The organism is Curvibacter gracilis ATCC BAA-807 (genome assembly GCF_000518645.1).
GTDB classification, from domain to species: Bacteria; Pseudomonadota; Gammaproteobacteria; order Burkholderiales; family Burkholderiaceae_C; genus Curvibacter; species Curvibacter gracilis.
On the sequence record NZ_JADZ01000040.1, the window covers coordinates 1 to 17,789 of the forward strand.

Consider the following 17,789-nt stretch of genomic DNA (forward strand, 5'->3'; position numbering starts at 1 on the left):
ACGCGCTGGCCAGCTTCAATATCTCGTTGGCCCGGCGCAGTTCCTTGACCTCGCGCTCCAGTTCCTTCATCCGCTGGGCCTCGCCGGTCGTGACGCCTTCACGCACGCCAGCATCGACCTCGGCACGCTTGACCCCACTCGTTCAAGGTCTGCGGCACACATCCAATCTTCGGCGCGATGGACTCGATAGCCGCCCACAGCGACGGGTACTCCCCACGGTGCTCCTGCACCATCCTCACCGCGCGCTCACGCACCTCGGGTGAGAACTTGTTCGACTTGCTCATGGCTCAATCCTCTCAGAGTGTTGAGCCTCCTCAAAATCCGGGGCGATTCACATTTCCCTCTCCGGTCACCGATGATCGCGCTGTGAGCTTTCATCTTGTGAAGGGGCGCTACGAGAAGGGAGGCGCCCGTATCAACCAACCGGAAGCCCAGGCTCTGGTAGCTGATTTGGTTGGCCGACTCAAACAGCCCGGTTTCAGGGAGTCGGGTTTGACGATTGGTGTGGTGACCTTCAATTCAGAGCAGCAAGGCTTGATTGAGGATCTGCTTGACGCCGAGCGCCGCAAGGATCCAAGCCTTGAGCCTCATTTCTCAGAAATGGAACTTGAGCCACTGTTCGTGAAGAACCTCGAGAGTGTCCAGGGTGATGAGCGTGACATCATGTATTTCTCGATCACCTACGGGCCAGATCCGGGCGGGGCTGTCTCTATGAATTTCGGACCGTTGAACCGAGATGGAGGTGAGCGGCGTCTTAACGTGGCGGTGACGAGAGCGCGGCATGAGCTGAGGGTTTTTTCGAGCTTGCGGGGGGAACAAATGGACTTGTCCCGCACCAAAGCAATCGGTGTGCGTGACCTGAAGCATTTCCTAGAGTTTGCCGAGTACGGTACCCGTGCATTGGCTGAGGCTCACCGTGGGAGTCTGGGCGATTTTGATAGCCCATTTGAATCTAGTGTTGCGACTGCTCTGGGGCGAAAAGGTTGGCAGGTCCACACTCAGATTGGCGCATCGTCATTCCGTATTGATTTAGGGGTTGTTCATCCAGACTTTCCCGGTCGTTATTTGGCCGGTGTTGAATGTGACGGGGCGACCTACCATCGCTCGGCCACGGCTCGGGATAGAGACAAGTTGCGCGAGCAGGTCCTCAGGGGGCTTGGTTGGGAGATCGTGCGCATCTGGTCGACCGATTGGTGGGTAAATCCGGGGGGCACTCTTGACCGAGTCAATCACGCACTTAACGAGCTACTAGAAAAGGACCGTGTACGTCGGGCAGAGGAAGAAAGGGCTCAAGCCGCTTCTGAAAAAGCAGTTCCTGGTGAAGAGGATTCAGATACTGCCAGTAAGGATTTTTCTGGCGTTGACCCCGCTTCTAGTCTTGTGGATACAGTCAATCAAGCTGATGAAAGTGCCGAAATTTTGGCAGTTTCCTCGTCAGGCGAGGGCGTTTACGCTCGTGAAGAATCACCATTGTCGAACGAGTTGCACGTTAAGGTGATGCCACTACTCGATAATCGCTGGAAGGCTAGCAATCCTATTGAAGCTGTGTCGGCTGACGCAATTTCTGTCGACAATTTCTATGAACATACCTACGACTCGATCCTGCATGCGATGGTCGACTGGGTTGTCTCCCATGAGGGTCCTGTCCAGGGTGCTGTGCTGGCTAGGCGTATCGCACGAGCCCATGAATTTCAAAGGACAGGTAGCCGGATTCAGGCACGCATTGATAATATTGCCCGGCAAATCTTCAAATCGACAGAAGAAAGCGGTGGAGTCTTCTATTGGCCTCGTGAGGTCGATCCATGTGATGAGATACCTTTCAGGCGACCATCTGACGACGAAACCAATCGCGACGTAGACGAGATCTGTGAGGCTGAGCTTTTATCACTTGCTCGCCAGATATTGCTGCGAAATCTGCCTGAGCAAGATGCACTTGTTGCCATGGCTAGAGAGCTTGGGATGCAACGGCTTAGAGAGGCAAGTCGTTCCAGGCTTGAGCGGGTTCTGCAGTTGAAACAACGAGCTGCCTGATACCTGTTCCCCGCGTTTATGGGAACGGTGTTCGGTCTGAATAGATGCGCTCGAGAAGCACTTTAAATCAAGCGGTAAACGCTATCGGTATCAATGGCCAGCTTTGGGGGGGACCATCGCAGCTCATCCAGCTCAATTGTCTATTGCGCTAGACCGCTACCCCCCGCAGCCCCTAAAACAGCACCTTCTGCGCACTCGTCAACCCCACAAAGCTCTCCCCCAAAGGCTGCAGAATCGCATCGGCAATAGGCTGCAGCTGCTTGACCAGGTAGTGCTCATAGTCAATGCGCGAATGCAGGGCCTCCAGGGGCTCGGGGCCGTTTTGGGTCATCACGTACTGGATCCAGCCACCGCGCTGGTACTGCTGGGGGCGGTTCAGCCGGGCGTTGTGGGCGTCGGCGAGGCGTGCGGCGCGCACCTGCGGAGGGACGTTGACCTGGTAGGCGTCCAGCCGGTGGCGCAGGCGTTTGCGGTAGACGAGCAGGGCGTCCATCTGGCCCTCCAGCATCGAGCGCGCATAGTCGGCCACGAAGGCCCGGTAGGGCTGGTCATGGAAGATGCGCGTCAGCAGGCCCTCTTGGAACTGGCGTGCCAGCGGGGTCCAGTCGCTGCGGGCCATCTCCAGGCCGCGGTAGACCATCTCTTCGCGCCCGGCTTCATCGACGCTCAAGCCGGCGTAGCGCTTTTTGCTGCCGACGTCTGATCCTCGGATGGTGGGCATGAAGAACTTGGCGTAGTGGGTGTCGAACTCGATTTCGAGAAAGTTCTCCAGTTGCTGCTCGTCGCGCAGCTTGTCGGTCCACCAGGCGTTGATCTGCTGCACCAGGCTGGCTGCCAGGGCGTGCGCCTCGGCGTTGGGGTAGGGGCGTTTGAGCCAGATGAAGATCGAGTCGGTGTCGCCGTAGATGACCTGGTAGCCGCGCTGCTCCACAAATGCCCGGGTGAGCTTCATCATCTCGTGGCCGCGCAGGGTCACGGCCGACACCAGCTTGGGGTTGAAAAAGCGGCACTCTGACGCGCCCAGCACGCCGGCAAACGAGTTCATGAGCAGCTTCAGGGCCTGCGACAGCGGCTGGTTGCGGGCCCGTTTGGCCTCGTCCCGGGCGTTCGACAGGGTGGTCACGATGCCGGGCAGGCAGTGCTTCTCGCGCGAGAACAGCGTGCCTTGCGGCCCTTGCACCAGCCCGGTATCGGTCTCCGCGTTGGTGCCCTCGGCCAGGCCCACAGGGTCCACCAGAAAGGTCCGGATGATGGAGGGGTACAAGCTCTTGTAGTCCAGCACCACGACCGAGTCGTAGAAGCCCGGCGTCGAGTCCATCACATAGCCGCCAGGGAAGGCCTTGGCCGCGATGTCGCCCACGTTCGGGGCCACGTAGCCCAGGCGGTGCATGCGCGGCAGGTAGTGGTGGCTGAAGGCGGCGATGGAGCCCCCAAAATGGTCGATCTGCAAACCCGTCGTCTGCGCCCGCTCCAGCACAAAGGGCAGCAGCTCCAGTTTGTCGAAGATGCGCAGCACCAGCGCGCAGTCGCGGATGTTGTAGCTGGCCAGCGCTGGCTTGTCGTGCTGGTAGCGTCGCTCGATCTCGGCCATCTTGTCGTAGGCGTCGCCGATCTCCTTGCCCTCGCCCAGCAGTTGCTGCGAGACCGCTTCGAGGCTGAACGACGGAAAGCTCCACATGCCCGCCCGCAGCGCTTCAATGCCATCGACCACCACGCGCCCAGGCATGGGCGCAAACAGGTAGCCCTGGCGCCCCGGGTGGGTGCGCCACGCGATGGGCCGGCGCTCGCGCCCCAGCAGCAGCGGCACGGCGTTGGCATCTGCGGCCTTCTGCAGCACGCGCAGATCGAACTGGATCACGTTCCAGCCGATGATGACGTCGGGGTCGTGGGCCGCAAACCAGGCATTGAGCTGCTCGATCATGTCCTGGCGAGTGGGGCAGTAGACCAGCCTGAAACCCTTCGTTGGCGTTGCCGGGGCTGGCGCCTCGCCCAGCATGAACACCACCCTGTCGCCCGCATTAACACCTGCACTGTGACCCGCACTGTCGAGTGCGATCGAGTACAGCTCTTCGGTGGCGCTGGTCTCGATGTCCAGCGACACCACCTTCAACGCCGGGCGCCAATCGGGCGCAGGCTTCAACCTGCCGTTGAGGAGGGTCGCCCCCTCGCGAAGCCCCCCTTCGACCAGCACACCAGCGGTGATGAAGCGCTCCATCAGGTATCGGTCGTGCGGGCGCACATCCGCCTCGTACAGCGGAATCTGCAGCGGCTGGAGGGCGCTCGCCAGCTTGCCGAGATCGCGGAACCTGCGGGCATAGACGCCGAGCACGGGCTCTTGCTCGAAGGTCTTCAAACCAAGCTCTTTCAGCTCCAGGCCCTGCAAGCCCTGCAGATTCGCCAGCTGGGCCTGCACCGCAGCCCGATGGCGGGCCGGCACAAAGGCGACCGAGGTCTGCTGGGCCAGAAAGACCTTGATCGGCCCCTCGTCGGTGGCGACCCAGTACTCGATCTCGGTGCCCTCGGCGAGATCGCGCCAGTGGCGGGTGAGGATGAAGCCCGGGAGTTCGGTGGGGGCGAGGGCTGAGGACATCAGGTAGAGCGGAGGGCGCTGGCGCGTGCCAATTCTGACGGTGTGGGTGAACTGGGAGAACTTGTTGAGGGGCAGGGCTGGGGGCCCTTGTCCATGATACTGATATTTTGTACAGTACTGTGAAAACTCACACCTCCAAAGTCATGAACCAAACCTGCCGTTACGTGTTCCGACCTGCCCGCCCCGCCCGACCGGTTCCTGCGTTGCTGCGACGCATCTGGGCCTGGTTCTGAGCTGGCGCTGCACCGCCACCCGGTCAAGTGCAGCCTGCGCGGATTCCGTGGGGTGCATTGTCTGCGCACATCGCTTGCGGCGGATGGCGCTGATGCTTCAGGCCGCCGCGCCAACCGATGCCATGCGCCGTGAGAGCGCCGATTGCCGGGCCAGCAAGAACCGGCGCAAGCGCTGCGGGTAGTCCGGGCTCACCGCACCGGCCACTGATGGCCTGGCGGCCAGGTGGTGGCGCCAGCGCTGAACTTTCGTCAGGTCGCCCCAGAGGCCGAAGTCTCCGATCCCATCGAAGACATCAAAGTACCGGAACACCGGCCCGAACACGGCGTCGACGATGCTGAAGCGATCACCTGCGAAAAAAGGGCCATCGCCCAGGGCGGCCTCGATCTGCGCGAAGCGGCTGCGGATTTCTGCCGCCCGCGCGCCCAGGGCCTGCTCGTCGGCCGCCGTGTAGAAGGCGCCGATCAGGTTGAGCAGTGCCGACCCAAACTCGATCCAGGCTCGGTGCCGCGCCCGTTTCAGTGCGTCGGCCGGGTGCAGACGCGCAGGCGTGGTCTCGTCCAGGTACTTGCAGATCACCGCCATCACGAAAGTCGGTTCGTAGTTCGCCGTCCAGAACTATGAGGGGCATTCGTATGACCCGTACAGAGGCCCAACTACGTTTCATCCCCCCGTGACAGGGCACCTTCCTGTAGCAACCATTCGCGAAACGTCAAGAAGGCCGGCAGGTCCAGTCGATCTGTTCTGTAGCACAGATAGTGCCCTTGGTTCACATAGACCGCGCTGCCACATGGGCTGAGGAGGGAGCCCTCGGCAATCTCCTTCTGTACCAGAAGGGATGGCACCAGGCCGATGCCCAGGCCGTTGAGCGCCGCCTGGATGAGGGCTGAGTACTGGGCAAAGCGCGGGCCGGCAAGGGTCTGCACCTCAGGCACGCCGTGCTGTGCGGCCCACTGGCGCCAGGCGGTGGAGGCGCCCTCGTGATGCAGCAAGGTGTGCCCCAGGATATCTGTCGGTCGGGTAATGCGGTGGCGTCCCTCTACCACGCTGCGTGCGACGATCAGCACGAACTCGCGACCGGCGATGTATTCCGAAACGACACCTGGCCACCCATCCGGACCGTATCGGATCGCAGCATCTACGCCCGCCGGTATGCCGTCGCTGGGCTCCAGGTGACGGCTGAAGCTGAGCATGACGTGACGGCTCTTCTGGCTGAATGCCGGCAGGCGCGGGATCAGCCATTTGGTGAGGAAGGTGGGCACGCTGGCCAGCGTCAGTAGGCCCGTGCCGGCATCGCCAGAGCGGGCCTCGAACGTGGCCGCCTCGATCGCACGCAGCCCGCCAGAGATCTTCTGCCAATACACACGACCCTGCGGGGTGAGCTCTACCCCGCGACCGCTTTTTTGTAGCAACTGGCGACCCAGAAACGCCTCCAGCCCAGCCACCTGCTTGCTGACCGCGCTGGCGGTGATGCACAGCGCACCCGAGGCCAGGGTGATGCTTTCGTGGCGCGCGACGGCGTCAAAGGCCAGAAGCTCCTGGATGGTGGGACAGTCACGTTTCATATCCGGATTTCATGAAGGCTTTGTGAAAAACACTTTCCAAACACTCAAATGTTGTCATCCAGGTTTCACCCATAAGAAAGGGTTCCCTACCTAGAATTTGGATCTCGCAACAAGACGCCATGTGGCCAACAGTAGCGTATCCGGAAAGTATGCCGGCAATTTGGACATTGGAAACCACAACGTGATCCGCGGTATCTCCCTCATCTATGGCGTGTATCTGTTGCTGCCCATCGTGCTGCTGATGATCGGCAGTCTGGGCGGCAACTGGACCAACACGCTGCTGCCCACCGGGGTCACTGGCCAGTGGTACCTGGACGTCTGGCAGGACACCTCGTTCCGCAAGGCATTCTGGAACAGCCTGGTGGTGGCCCTGGCGGCCTGCGCCATCAACACCGTGCTGGCGTTGCCACTGGCCTATTCGCTTTACCACGGTGCACGCCGCGGCGGCGCCCTGGCCGCGCGCATCGTCAGCGCCATGCCCGTGGCCGTGCCGGCCATCACCCTTGCCTTCGGCTACATGGTGGTGTTCAACACGGATCTCGCACCCTGGCTCGGCACCATGCCGCTGCTCATTGCAGCGCACGTCACTCTCACGCTGCCCTACCTCACCAACACGCTGCTGGCCGACCTGCGCCACCTGGACCTGGGGCGTCTCGAACAGGCCGCGGCAACGCTGGGCGCCTCGGGCTGGCAGCAGTTTGCCGGCATCGTACTGCCCAGCCTGAACCAAAGCCTGCTCAGTGGCCTGGTCATGGTGGCAGCCATCTCCGTGGGCGAGTTCGGTGTGTCAAATCTGCTCACCAGCTTCCAGAACCGCACCTACCCGGTGTTGCTGCTGCAGGCCTTCTACGGGGCCACGGGCTTTGCCTGCGCCGCCACGGTGATCCTGCTGATCCTGGCAGGTGCATCAGCCCTGTTGTCTTCTTCCCTCATCAAAGCCCGCCCATGAACCTTGCCCTCGACAACGTCAGCTACCACTACCCGGGCAGCAAGCAGGGGCTGCACGAACTGTCCCTGAATGTGTGCGCTGGCGAGTTGGTGGCGGTGATCGGGCCCAGTGGCTCGGGCAAATCCACGCTGCTCAAGCTGGTGTCCGGGCTGGAGACAGGTCACACAGGGCGCATCGTCTTCGGCGGGCAGGACATGTCCAGCACGCCCGTGCACCAGCGCCGCATGGGCATGGTGTTCCAGAGCTATGCGCTGTTCCCGCACCTCAGCGTGATCGACAACGTGGCCTACGGCCTCAAGCTGCGCAAGGTGCCCGTGGCCGAGCGCCACCGACGTGCGCAGGAACTCCTTGGCATCGTGGGCCTGGCGAGTTACGCGAAGCGGGACATTGGCCAGCTCTCGGGCGGCCAGCAGCAGCGCGTGGCATTGGCGCGGGCACTGGCCATCGACCCGCTCGCGCTGCTGCTCGACGAGCCGCTGTCGGCACTCGACGCCAGCGTGCGCGGGCACCTGCGTGACGAGATCCGGGCCATCCAGCAGCGCTTCAACGCGACCACGCTGCTGGTCACGCACGATCAGGAGGAAGCCCTGGTCATGGCAGACCGCGTCGCCATGCTGAAAGACGGCCGGCTGTTGCAGATCGCCACCCCGCGTGAGATCTACCAGCAGCCAAGCAGTGTTGCGGTGGCCGAATTCGTCGGCCTGTCCACCATCCTGCCAGCCCGGGTGTCAGCCCCCGGGAAGATCGACCTGGGATTTGCCGAGCTCTTCGCCGACACGGGCGCTCGTGCCGTGGGTAGCGGGCTGCATGCCATGGTGCGGCCAGAGCATGTTCAGGCCGACCCGCCACCCGCGTGCGTCAACCGGCTGCAAGGCCACCCCGGCGCCCAGCGCTACCTGGGTGCGCTCACCCGCTACGACTTCGAGGTTCCTGGGGCGCCCAAGCCATTCCTGGCCGAGTCCGCCGTTCCGGCAGCCCGTGCGATTGCGATCGCGCCCGATCACATCCGATTGCTCGACCACTGATTTTTCTTATTCCCCTTCCAACTGAACACGAGGAGCCACCATGCAACGCAGACAACTGATCCAGGCCGCCGGCGCATTGCCCCTGGCAACGCTGGCTGGCCGCACCGCCTTCGCCTTCGAGGGCCCCGAGCTCTATGCGGGCGAGAAGACCCTGTATGCCGAGGCGCAGAAGGAAGGGCTTTGTGTCTCATTCGACACAGGCCCCGAGTGGGCCAACTGGAAGTCGCTGTTCCGCGATTTCAAGAAGCGCTATCCCGAGATCGAGCTGACCTACAACGACATCGGTTCGGCCGCCACCGTGGTCGCGCTTGAAAAGACCAAGCGCCGCCCGCAAGCCGACACCGCCTACTACTTTGCGGCATCGGCCGTGGATGCCACAAAGAAGGACGTGGTCGCGCCCTTCAAGCCCGTCAACTTCGACAAGCTGCCCCCCGTGTTCCGCGAGGCCGACGGCCGCTGGTTCACCATCCATACGCTCAACATCGCATTCCTGGTCAATAGGAAGCTGGTGAAGAACGTGCCCACCGGCTGGGCCGACCTGCTCAAGCCCGAGTTCAGGAACACTGTGGTCTACCTGGACCCGCGCTCCACCGGCATCGGCCAGGTGCTGACCTTTGCTGCGGCCTACGCCAACGGCGGAAGCGTGGACAACGTGCAGCCCGGCACCGATTACCTGGGCAAGCTGCATGCCGCCGGGAACGTGATGCGCGTGGAAGGCACCACGCCCTATGCCAAGTTCCTCAAGGGCGAGATTCCCGTCTGGATCAGCTATGAGAACGACGGCCTCAAGGCCAAGCATGTTGACGGCATGGGCGATGCCGTCGAGGTGGTGATTCCCAGGGAGGCCAGCGTGGCCGCGCCCTATGCGATCAGTCTGGTGAAGAACGGGCCCAACCCGAATGCCGGCAAGCTTTGGCTCAACTTCGTCATGAGCGAGGCCGGTCAGTCGCTCTTCGCGCAAGGCTTTGTGCGCCCTGCCGTGCCGGGCACGCCGTTGTCCGCCGACGTGGCCGCGAAGATGCCTGCTGCACCGCAAATCCGTCCGCTCGATGTGGTCAAGGCCTCGGAACGCAAGACCGAGGTGGACCGCCTCTGGGCCCTGGCGGCCCTCGGCAACAAGTGAGCAGGCCTGACACCATGCGACGCTTCGGCGCCTGGCCCGCATGGGCCTTCATGGCGCTCTTTTTTGCAATCCCACTGGCAGCCCTGCTGCCTGAGGCTTTTGGCGACGGCGGCAGCGCCTTCGGACGGCTGTTCGGCAATCCCTTGTTCCTTGGCGCGCTGCGCAACACGCTGGCCCTGGGGCTCGCCGCGGGCGCAGTGTCGGCCCTGATAGGGACCTGCATTGCCATCGAGCTTGCACGCCAGAGCCCATCAAGGCGCCAGTGGATGATGACCCTGCTGGGCCTGCCGCTGGCTTTCTCAGGCCTGGTGATCGCCTATGGCTTCATCTTGGCCTTCGGGCGGGCGGGCTTCGTCACGCATTTGCTGGCGGGCCTGGGGGGTGATCCGGCTGTGATCGGCAGTTGGATCTACAGCGTCTCGGGCCTGGGCGTCGCCTATGCCTACTACCTGATCCCGCGTGTCGCGCTGTCGCTGTACCCGGTGTTTGCCAACCTGGACCTGAGGCCGTTGCAGGCGGCACGCACATTGGGTGCGTCGCGCGCCAGGGCATTTTGGGACACGGTGCTGCCCGAGGTGCTGCCCTCGGTGCTGTCGAACGCCTGCATGGTGGCCGCGATTGCCATGGGGACCTACGGCACGGCGTTGGCGCTGGTGGGTACGCAGCTCAACATCCTGCCGCTGATGCTGCTCGCACAGGTGAGCGATGGCGGGTCGGATTTTGCGGTGGCAGCGGCCTTGTCGCTGGTGCTGATGGTCGTATGTGTGGTGGTGATGGGAGTGGGTGATGTCTTTACGCGAAAACGCGAACGTGGCGCGGCCGGCGCCGGTCATTGAGTCGCTGTCTGCGCCGGTCGCGCTGGCGCTGCAACACCTGGCCATGAAGCAGAAGAGCCCGACCCGCCACCGCCAACCGGTCGCGGTGATCGGACCCGGCGATGCGGGCGAGACCGAATGCATGGCCGCCTATGCCGTGGCCCATGCGCTTGCCGGCGCGGGCATGGTGGTGATCTGCGGCGGACGCGGCGGTGTGATGGCCGCTGCGTCGCGCGGCGCCACGGAGGCTGGAGGTATGGTCGTAGGCATCTTGCCCGAGGACGACGACGTCAATGCCAACGAATGGCTCAGTGTTGCCGTGCCCACGGGCATGGGCGAGATGCGCAACGCCATCATCGCGCGCAGCGCCGTTTGCCTCGTCGCCATCGGCAGCAATCTGGGCACCCTGTCCGAAATGGCCATGGGACTGAAATGGGGAAAGCCGGTTTTCGTCATCCATGGGGGTATCCAACTGCCGGGAGCAACCGAAGCGCTCACTGTCAATGACCTGCTTGCCGAGGTTTTAAACAGCCTGCTAGGTTAAGGAGCCGTCGGACCGGCTGCGAGCCAGCGTCTCGATGAGGACGTCGGTATGTTGTGTCAGATGGCCTGTTTCTGCGAGTCTGTGATCCAGAAAACTCATCAACCAAGCCGCAGCAACAACGCCGAAGTCGCGCACACGATCAGGAAAGGAATGCTGATGCGGTGGAACTCCTGCAGCCCATGTGGCACCTTGGCCAGCCGCAGTGCGATGAGGTTGGTCAGTGAGCCCCGCACGCAGTCGAAGCCTCCCACGCTAACCCCCGCCGCCAACGCGGGCAGGTCTTGCACATAGCGGTCCAGCTAGATCGTGGTCAGCACATTGCTGATGAACTGCGAGTTGACGACGGCTACGAGGTAGGCGCGACAGCCATAGTCTGTGCGACCACCCCTGACGGGATGTCGAGCGACTCAGTTAAGGACTCGAAAAATCGGCGAAGACCGTGCAAGGCGATGTGAGGGAGCCCTGCTCGCCCCCAGACTTTGCCCCGATTCATTTCAGATTCAGCCGCATCCAGAGGCTCGCTTGGCGATGGGACATGCAAGCGACGCTTTCGACGGATTCTGGATTCGTCAGGCCTGAATAGACTCCCAAGAACTTCCATGTTGGACTTGGCGTCCGTTGCAAGGCTGGGCTTGCTCAGACGCTTGAAGACATCATCCAGTCGCTTTTCGAGCGCCGGTGGCGCAGGAAAAGTGCCTTTGGCCAAAAAACCAGCCTCGAGAGTGATGTGGGCGGTTTGCCAAAAATGGCTTTCAAGGATCTTGCAGGCCAGGTCTGCATCCTTGCCCATGATCGCTTTCATCAACTGTTGGTGTTCATCTGCAGTGTTCCGTCCTTGTGCCGGCAGCTCTGTTACCAAACGGTACGAAAAAAGGGGAGAGGGCCAGCCCTTGCGAACCGTGCTTCATGGCCTGGGTGCGACCAGCAGTGTATTCAGCTCCGCTGCTGGCATTGGACGAGCGAACAGATAGCCTTGTCCCATGGGGCACCCCTGAACGGTGAGAAACGTGAGTTGTGCCTCGGTCTCGATGCCTTCGGCAGTCACCTCCAAATCCAATGTCTCGCTCAGCCCGATGATGGCGCGCACGATAGCCATGTCGTTGGCGTTGCCGGGTAGATCCCGTACAAAGGATTGGTCGATCTTGATGCGATCCAATGGCAGATGTTTCAGATACGACAGCGAGGAAAATCCGGTTCCAAAGTCGTCCACCGCGATGCGTATCCCCATGGACCGCAATTGCCACAACACTCGCCTGCTCAGCTCCAGTTCCTGAAGAAGGCTTTCTGTGATCTCCAGTTCGAGAAATTGGGGTGCGAATCCGGAGGATGAGAGTGCCTCCGACACGTCTTGTATGAAGTTCTCTGCAGCCATCTGACGTACCGAGACGTTGACGGCCACAGTGAGCTCCGTGTGCCCTTGCTGATGCCAGGATGCACCTTGCTCGCAGGCAGCCTGCAGAACCCAGCGTCCGACCGCCTCGATGAGTCCGGACTCCTCTGCGACAGAGATGAACCGTGCCGGTGATATGAGTCCGTTCTCCGGGTGTTGCCAGCGCACAAGGGCCTCGACGCCGATGATGTTGCGTGAAGGCAGTGCCACGACCGGTTGGTAGTGCAGGATCAGCTCATGGTGCTCGATTGCATGGCGCAGGCCTTGCTCGATTCGCATGCGTTCATGCACACGCTCTGCCATCTCTGGGGCATAGAAACAGTAGCGGTTTCGGCCCCGTCGCTTGGCGTCATACATGGCGCTGTCGGCGGCTCGGATCAGGTGATCCACGTCTTCACCGTTGGCGGGAAAGACCGCGATGCCCAGGCTGGCCGAGACCACGAGGCGCTTATGACTGCTCAGGTCGAGTGGTTCTCGGATCGCCCGCAGCAACTTGTCTGCCAGGCCTGCACCGTCCTCGACGCGAAGCATGTCGGGGGCCAGCACCACGAACTCGTCCCCGCCAAGGCGAAACGCGATGTCTGCGCGTCGGATCGTGCTGCGCAGGCGTTGCGCAACCTGCTTGAGCAGGTCGTCACCCACTGCGTGGCCCAAGGTGTCATTGATCGTCTTGAAGCCATCGAGGTCGATGAAGATCAACGCGATCGGTATACCGGAACGCCGTGAGCGTTCGATTTCGCTTTCCATGCATTCGGCCAGCAGGTTGCGGTTTCCGAGCCCTGTGAGCGCATCGTGAAAGGCCAGGTGATTGAGCTGCAATTCAGCGTCCCGGATGGCGCTCAGATCAGAGAAGGCCAGCACATACTGAACAACCTGCCCATGATCGTCGCGCACGGCGCAGACATGTTCCCAGGCGGTGAAGCGTTCGCCCGACTGCCTCAGGCACACGGTTTCTCCGTTCCAGTAGCCGTGCTCCGAGGCCTCCAATCTTTCGTAAAAGACGGGGCTGTGTCGGCGGGCGTGCAAGACTTCGTCCGGTGTGCGTCCGATCACCTCTTCAGCCTCCATCGCTGTCAACAAGGTGAAGGCCGGGTTGATCGACACGATGCGTTGCTGGCTGTCCATGATGGCGATGCCCTCGGCCGTGGTGCGAAAGACGACGCTCGCCTGACGCAGTTTTTCCTCCATCTCCTTGCGTTCGGTCACGTCCCGCAGCACACCGACCACTCGGTGTTCACCGTGGCGTTTCGCATGGATCTCGGCCCAGAGATGCATGCCGGCATCGCGCTGCAGACGCACTGTGGCGCAGGCCATGCCGGGTTGTTGCAAGGCCTCGACCAGCAAGGCGCGATCGTCCCCATGCACCTGATTGAGCAAGGCGCTCTCCCCCTCCAGAAAGGTGGTGGGGGCGCCGCCGACGATGCGAGAGAAATGGCCGCCGACCTTCAGGTGGCCGCTGTCGGTATCCCACTCCCAGACACCCAACTCTGCGGCGTCGACCGCCAGCCTGAGTCGCTCTTCGGCGCTCTCGATGTCCAGCTCGGCAGTGCGTCGACTCAGGGCCATCTGCAACGTGGCGCGCAATTCACGCATCTCATAGGGCTTGACCAGATACCCGTAGGGGGCACTCGCAGCCGCGCGGCGCAGGTTGTCGTCTTCGGCGTAGGCCGTCAGGAAGACGATGGGCACCGAAGCCGCCGCCCGGATCATGCGTGCTGCCTCGGTGCCATCCATCGGCCCTTCCAGGTGGATGTCCATCAGAATCAGATCTGGGGGGCTTTGCCGGGCCAACTCGATGGCCGCCGGGCCGGTGGCCACGATGCCGGTGATCTCGCACCCCAGAGCCTCCAGGGCTTGCTTCAGGTCGAGTGCGACGATGCGCTCGTCTTCGACGATCTGGATACGGATGTTCTTCATGGCATGTCCCGGTATTCCTGGGTGGATTCGTCTGACGGGTGCAGTACCACATCGAAGCGGGTTCCCTGTTGGCTGCTCATCTGCAACTGCCCCTGCAACTGGTCCACCAGCAGCGGGATCAACTGAAAGCCCAGGGATCGGGCCTGGCCCAGCGCAGGTCCTGCCGGCATGCCAACCCCGTTGTCACTGACCACAATGCGGCCCCGGCCTTGTGCATCTCGGTCAAGAATGATTTGAACCTCGCCACTTCGCTGGTCAGGGAAAGCGTGCTTGAGCGCATTGGTCACCAGTTCTGTCACCAACAGGCCGCAAGGCACAGCACGTTGCAAGTCGAGCGCCACCTTGTGTTGGTGATGTACCTGCAATTGCACATGGGGCCTGCCGCGGAGCATCGATTCGCGCAGCAGGCTGGCCAGTCGCTCCAGATAGGTCCCCAGGTCGATTTCGTTGAAGTCGTGACGCTCATACAGCAACTGGTGAATCAGCGCCATGGCCTTGACTCGGCGCTGGCTCTCTTCCAGCAAGGCCTGGGCTTGCGGCGGTGCATGGCGCGCCTGCAGGCTCAGCAGGCTGGAGACCACCTGCAAATTGTTTTTCACGCGGTGATGAACTTCGCCCAGCAAGGCAGTCTTCTCACCCAAGGCCCGTTCGATCTGCAGTTGGGCCGCCTTGCGAGCCGTCACATCGACGATGGTGGCCAGCACCCGCTGGGAGTGGCTGGTGGTGATCGGGTTGAGGCCGATCTCCACCGGGAATTCGCTGCCGTCGCGCCGGCGCGCATACAGTTCACGCCTCTGGGCCATTTCGCGGGCGGAAGGCTGGGCAAAGAAGGTCTGCCGCAGGTTGGGATGGCGCTCCCGGTAACGCTCTGGCATCAGCATCTCGATCGTCATGCCGAGAAACTCTTCGCGTGAATAGCCGAACAAGGCGACCATCTTTCCGTTGACCATTTGCAGGCGCCCATGGACATCGACCATCGCCATTCCGTCCGGTGATGATTCGACGGCCTGTCTGAACCGTTCCTCGCTTTGACGCAGTTCCTGTTCGCTCAGCTGACGACTGCTGATGTCGATTGATGAGGCGATCAGGTGGGTGATGAGCCCCGCGCTGTCTCGCAAAGGCGCGAGCATGAGGTCGGTGGTGATTCGCCCATCTTCACGGGAGCGCATCACCACATCAAAGCGCACCACCTCGCCCTTGGCGGCCCGGCCGACCGATTCTCTCAGTTGCTGTTGAACATTGGGGTCGTAGCTCCACCAGTGGCAGTCCCAGAACTTGCGCCCGAGCACGGCGTCCATGCCGATGCCCGCTGCGTCCAGCGGCGCTTGGTTGGTTTCTATCAGCGTGCCATCAGGCAGCAGTACCCCTACAAAGGCAAACAAGGTATTGAGCAGCCGCTGCAGGCGCCTCTCATGGGTTTCACTTTGCAATTCGGCCTGGCGCTGCAGGGTCACGTCTTGCACCAATGCAAGAATCCCCCGCAACCTGCCTGCTTCGTCGCGGTAGGGGTGGTAGCTGGCCCGCCAGCAGCGGGCCGGCTCAGGCTGGGTGCCCGGGGCGGTATCGATGGCGGGGTCCATGACGACTTCATCGATCACCGGCAATCCCGTGCTGAGCACGTGCTGCAACAGCTCCTCGATTCGATCAGCTGCGCCAGGAAGTACCTCGCGTACCGTCCGGCCCAGGTGGGCCGAGACCGACAGGCCATTCGATTGCGCCAGGCATGTATTGATGGCCAGATAACGGAAATCCGAATCCAGAATGGCCATGCCATGTGGCACGACATTCAGCGTGGCATTCAACAGATGTGGGCATGACGGACTGAGCCCCGCGAGACCTGGCATACACCCTCCCTCAAGGGTTGATCAGTTGACGTCATGGCATGTCGATCGACAACACGCCGCGCTCATTTATTGTTTTTCTGGCCAGCCCTGAAGGGGCGGCGAAATTCAGTGATAGACACTCAGCAAAACCATTGCTCTGGGTAAGGTGCTGATGTGTTGTGGAATTCAGGATACCGTTCATTGGTCAACCCTGTCCAGCAAGGGCATGCTGGATATGTTTGAACGACATGGCGTTTTCGCGACACTCGAATGTCTTGCAATTCGGGCCATCGCCTCAGCCTCAACAAGCCCGTGTTTCGGCCGAAAATAGTCTCGGCGAGGAGACGGCGAATCAGGCACGGGCCGATCGCAGAAGCTGTCTGCCAATTTCCCGTAAAGCATTATTCGGCACTTCGCCAGCTAGAGTCGTTGCTTTTTTTTTGCGGTGTCGCGTGGATGCGGTCGATGCTTCATGGGCGTTTTTACCGACCCCGCCATTTGAGATTCGGTTTCACCTGAAACCAGAATCAGCTCAAGGCGTGCGACGGCGAGTGATCACCGTTCTGCCAAGAAACGAAGCGATTGCGACCGTTGGATTTCGCTGCATACAGGGCAGCGTCGGCATGACGAATCAAGTCCGCTGGCAGGGCATCGGCCAGCGGTATCAGTGTTGCGCCGCCCACGCTGACCGTGACATGGCCGTCTATACCATCAGGCTGGTGAGCGATGGCAGCGGCCGCCATGTGATCCCGAATTCGCGAGGCGACAACCGCTGCGCCGGCGCTGTCTGCGCCAGGCAAGATGAAGGCGAACTCTTCGCCACCATAGCGGGCCACAATGTCGTTCGGGCGCAGTACAGACTCCCCTAGAACCCGACCGACCGTGCGAAGGCATTCGTCGCCCAATTGGTGGCCGTAGTGATCGTTGAAGCTCTTGAAGTTATCAACGTCGATCATCAGCAACGTGATTGGCAGGCCGGCGCGCAGGGCTCGGTTCCACTCCAGTGTCAGTTGATCGTCGAAGCCACGGCGGTTCAGCACACCCGTCAACCCATCAACTGAGGCCAGGCGCTCCAGGGCAGTCTGGCTGTGCTTCTGGACCGAGATGTCCCGCAGGGTTTCGACCACTGCCAGCAGCGCCCCATTGTCATCGTAGATGGGTCCCGCATCGATCGCGAGATAGAGGTCGATGCCCCGCCTCGGCATGTGGCACCAGTTTTCGGCGTGAACGCCGAACGTGCTCATGATTTCTGGGTCGCCGTGGGTCACGTACAAAGCGTCCAGCTCGTGGATACGCCCTTCGACGATCAGGTCCGCCAGACAGGCCCTTGGGGTTTCGTAGAAGCCTCGCCAATGGTTTTTTGTCCCAACCACCTCTTTGGCGTCCAGGCCGGTCAAGGACTCACAGGCGCGGTTCCAGATCAGCACTCGACCATGAGGGTCCAGAACGAACGTCGGGACCACCAGGAACTGCATGAGCTTGACAGAAAAGGCTCTCGCTGAATCGGCGAGTTGCTGCGAATGCCTGTGCTTCTTAGCCATGAAGGCCCTCCTCGACGGCATGAAATCGGCGTGGAACGTATTGACGCTCCATGGCCATGCCTCGACAGCAGCGCTGGATGCGACCTGATACCAGCTCAAAAGCCAATCCAACTCCCCAAGAGGCGGTACTCCAATGTCATCACAGAATGGGCGACAACGCAGCAAGGGGAACCCCTCGATATCGACAAGGCGCTGCAAATTTAGACTGGCCTCAGATTGAGCTCTGCCACCCATGCCATTCGCGC

13 protein-coding genes and 2 pseudogenes are annotated in these 17,789 nt (G+C 61.7%); 6 read left to right on the forward strand and 9 right to left on the reverse strand.

Features of this window, described 5'->3' with window-relative positions; all coding sequences use genetic code 11:
* Positions 1 to 284, reverse strand: a pseudogene (locus tag L880_RS33260) (transposase); the annotation flags it as partial.
* 40 nt (positions 285 to 324) lie between these two features.
* On the opposite strand from L880_RS33260, the pseudogene L880_RS35180 reads away from it, so the two are divergent.
* A pseudogene (locus tag L880_RS35180) lies at positions 325 to 2,031 on the forward strand (DUF3320 domain-containing protein); the annotation flags it as partial.
* A gap of 172 nt (positions 2,032 to 2,203) precedes the next feature.
* Here the strand turns inward: L880_RS35180 and L880_RS0123170 are convergent.
* The 3 genes from L880_RS0123170 to L880_RS0123180 form a co-directional block, all read right to left on the reverse strand.
* A complete protein-coding gene (locus L880_RS0123170) occupies positions 2,204 to 4,621 on the reverse strand; it encodes a DNA polymerase II (RefSeq protein WP_027477692.1) in 2,418 nt (805 codons plus the stop codon).
* Positions 4,622 to 4,951: 330 nt separating this feature from the next.
* Positions 4,952 to 5,437, reverse strand: coding sequence for a glutathione S-transferase C-terminal domain-containing protein (locus L880_RS33265; protein WP_051443537.1), 486 nt, complete (start codon positions 5,435 to 5,437; stop codon positions 4,952 to 4,954).
* Between the two features lie 71 nt (positions 5,438 to 5,508).
* Positions 5,509 to 6,417: a LysR substrate-binding domain-containing protein gene (locus L880_RS0123180; RefSeq protein ID WP_027477693.1), complete on the reverse strand. Its 909-nt coding sequence runs from the start codon at positions 6,415 to 6,417 to the stop codon at positions 5,509 to 5,511.
* Between the two features lie 181 nt (positions 6,418 to 6,598).
* Between L880_RS0123180 and L880_RS0123185 the strand changes: the two genes are divergently transcribed.
* The 5 genes from L880_RS0123185 to L880_RS0123205 are packed head-to-tail and all read left to right on the forward strand — an operon-like array spanning position 6,599 to position 10,873.
* Positions 6,599 to 7,366, forward strand: coding sequence for an ABC transporter permease (locus tag L880_RS0123185; protein ID WP_027477694.1), 768 nt, complete (start codon positions 6,599 to 6,601; stop codon positions 7,364 to 7,366).
* The gene (locus L880_RS0123190) at positions 7,363 to 8,391 is read left to right on the forward strand and encodes an ABC transporter ATP-binding protein (RefSeq protein ID WP_027477695.1); all 1,029 of its coding nucleotides are present in this window, start codon (positions 7,363 to 7,365) and stop codon (positions 8,389 to 8,391) included. Before L880_RS0123185 ends, L880_RS0123190 begins: the two co-directional genes overlap by 4 nt.
* Before the next feature lie 40 nt (positions 8,392 to 8,431).
* On the forward strand, positions 8,432 to 9,514 hold the full coding sequence (locus tag L880_RS0123195; RefSeq protein WP_027477696.1) for an extracellular solute-binding protein: 1,083 nt from the start codon (positions 8,432 to 8,434) through the stop codon (positions 9,512 to 9,514).
* A gap of 14 nt (positions 9,515 to 9,528) precedes the next feature.
* Positions 9,529 to 10,350, forward strand: a complete 822-nt coding sequence (locus tag L880_RS0123200) for an ABC transporter permease (protein WP_027477697.1) — start codon at positions 9,529 to 9,531, stop codon at positions 10,348 to 10,350.
* Positions 10,301 to 10,873, forward strand: coding sequence for a TIGR00725 family protein (locus tag L880_RS0123205; protein WP_027477698.1), 573 nt, complete (start codon positions 10,301 to 10,303; stop codon positions 10,871 to 10,873). Before L880_RS0123200 ends, L880_RS0123205 begins: the two co-directional genes overlap by 50 nt.
* Before the next feature lie 98 nt (positions 10,874 to 10,971).
* Here L880_RS0123205 and L880_RS36505 read toward each other — a convergent pair whose 3' ends face one another.
* From L880_RS36505 to L880_RS33275, 5 genes are all read right to left on the reverse strand, one after another.
* Positions 10,972 to 11,160, reverse strand: coding sequence for a hypothetical protein (locus L880_RS36505; protein WP_027477699.1), 189 nt, complete (start codon positions 11,158 to 11,160; stop codon positions 10,972 to 10,974).
* 59 nt (positions 11,161 to 11,219) lie between these two features.
* The gene (locus L880_RS0123215; protein ID WP_027477700.1) at positions 11,220 to 11,675 is read right to left on the reverse strand and encodes a hypothetical protein; all 456 of its coding nucleotides are present in this window, start codon (positions 11,673 to 11,675) and stop codon (positions 11,220 to 11,222) included.
* A gap of 102 nt (positions 11,676 to 11,777) precedes the next feature.
* A complete protein-coding gene (locus tag L880_RS0123220) occupies positions 11,778 to 14,180 on the reverse strand; it encodes a two-component system response regulator (RefSeq protein WP_027477701.1) in 2,403 nt (800 codons plus the stop codon).
* Complete coding sequence (locus L880_RS34525) at positions 14,177 to 16,024, reverse strand: PAS domain S-box protein (protein ID WP_084461577.1); 1,848 nt, start codon at positions 16,022 to 16,024, stop codon at positions 14,177 to 14,179. The genes L880_RS0123220 and L880_RS34525 overlap by 4 nt, the downstream gene beginning before the upstream one ends.
* 506 nt (positions 16,025 to 16,530) lie before the next feature.
* Positions 16,531 to 17,544, reverse strand: coding sequence for a diguanylate cyclase (locus L880_RS33275; protein WP_043330372.1), 1,014 nt, complete (start codon positions 17,542 to 17,544; stop codon positions 16,531 to 16,533).
* Positions 17,545 to 17,789: the final 245 nt, after the last annotated feature.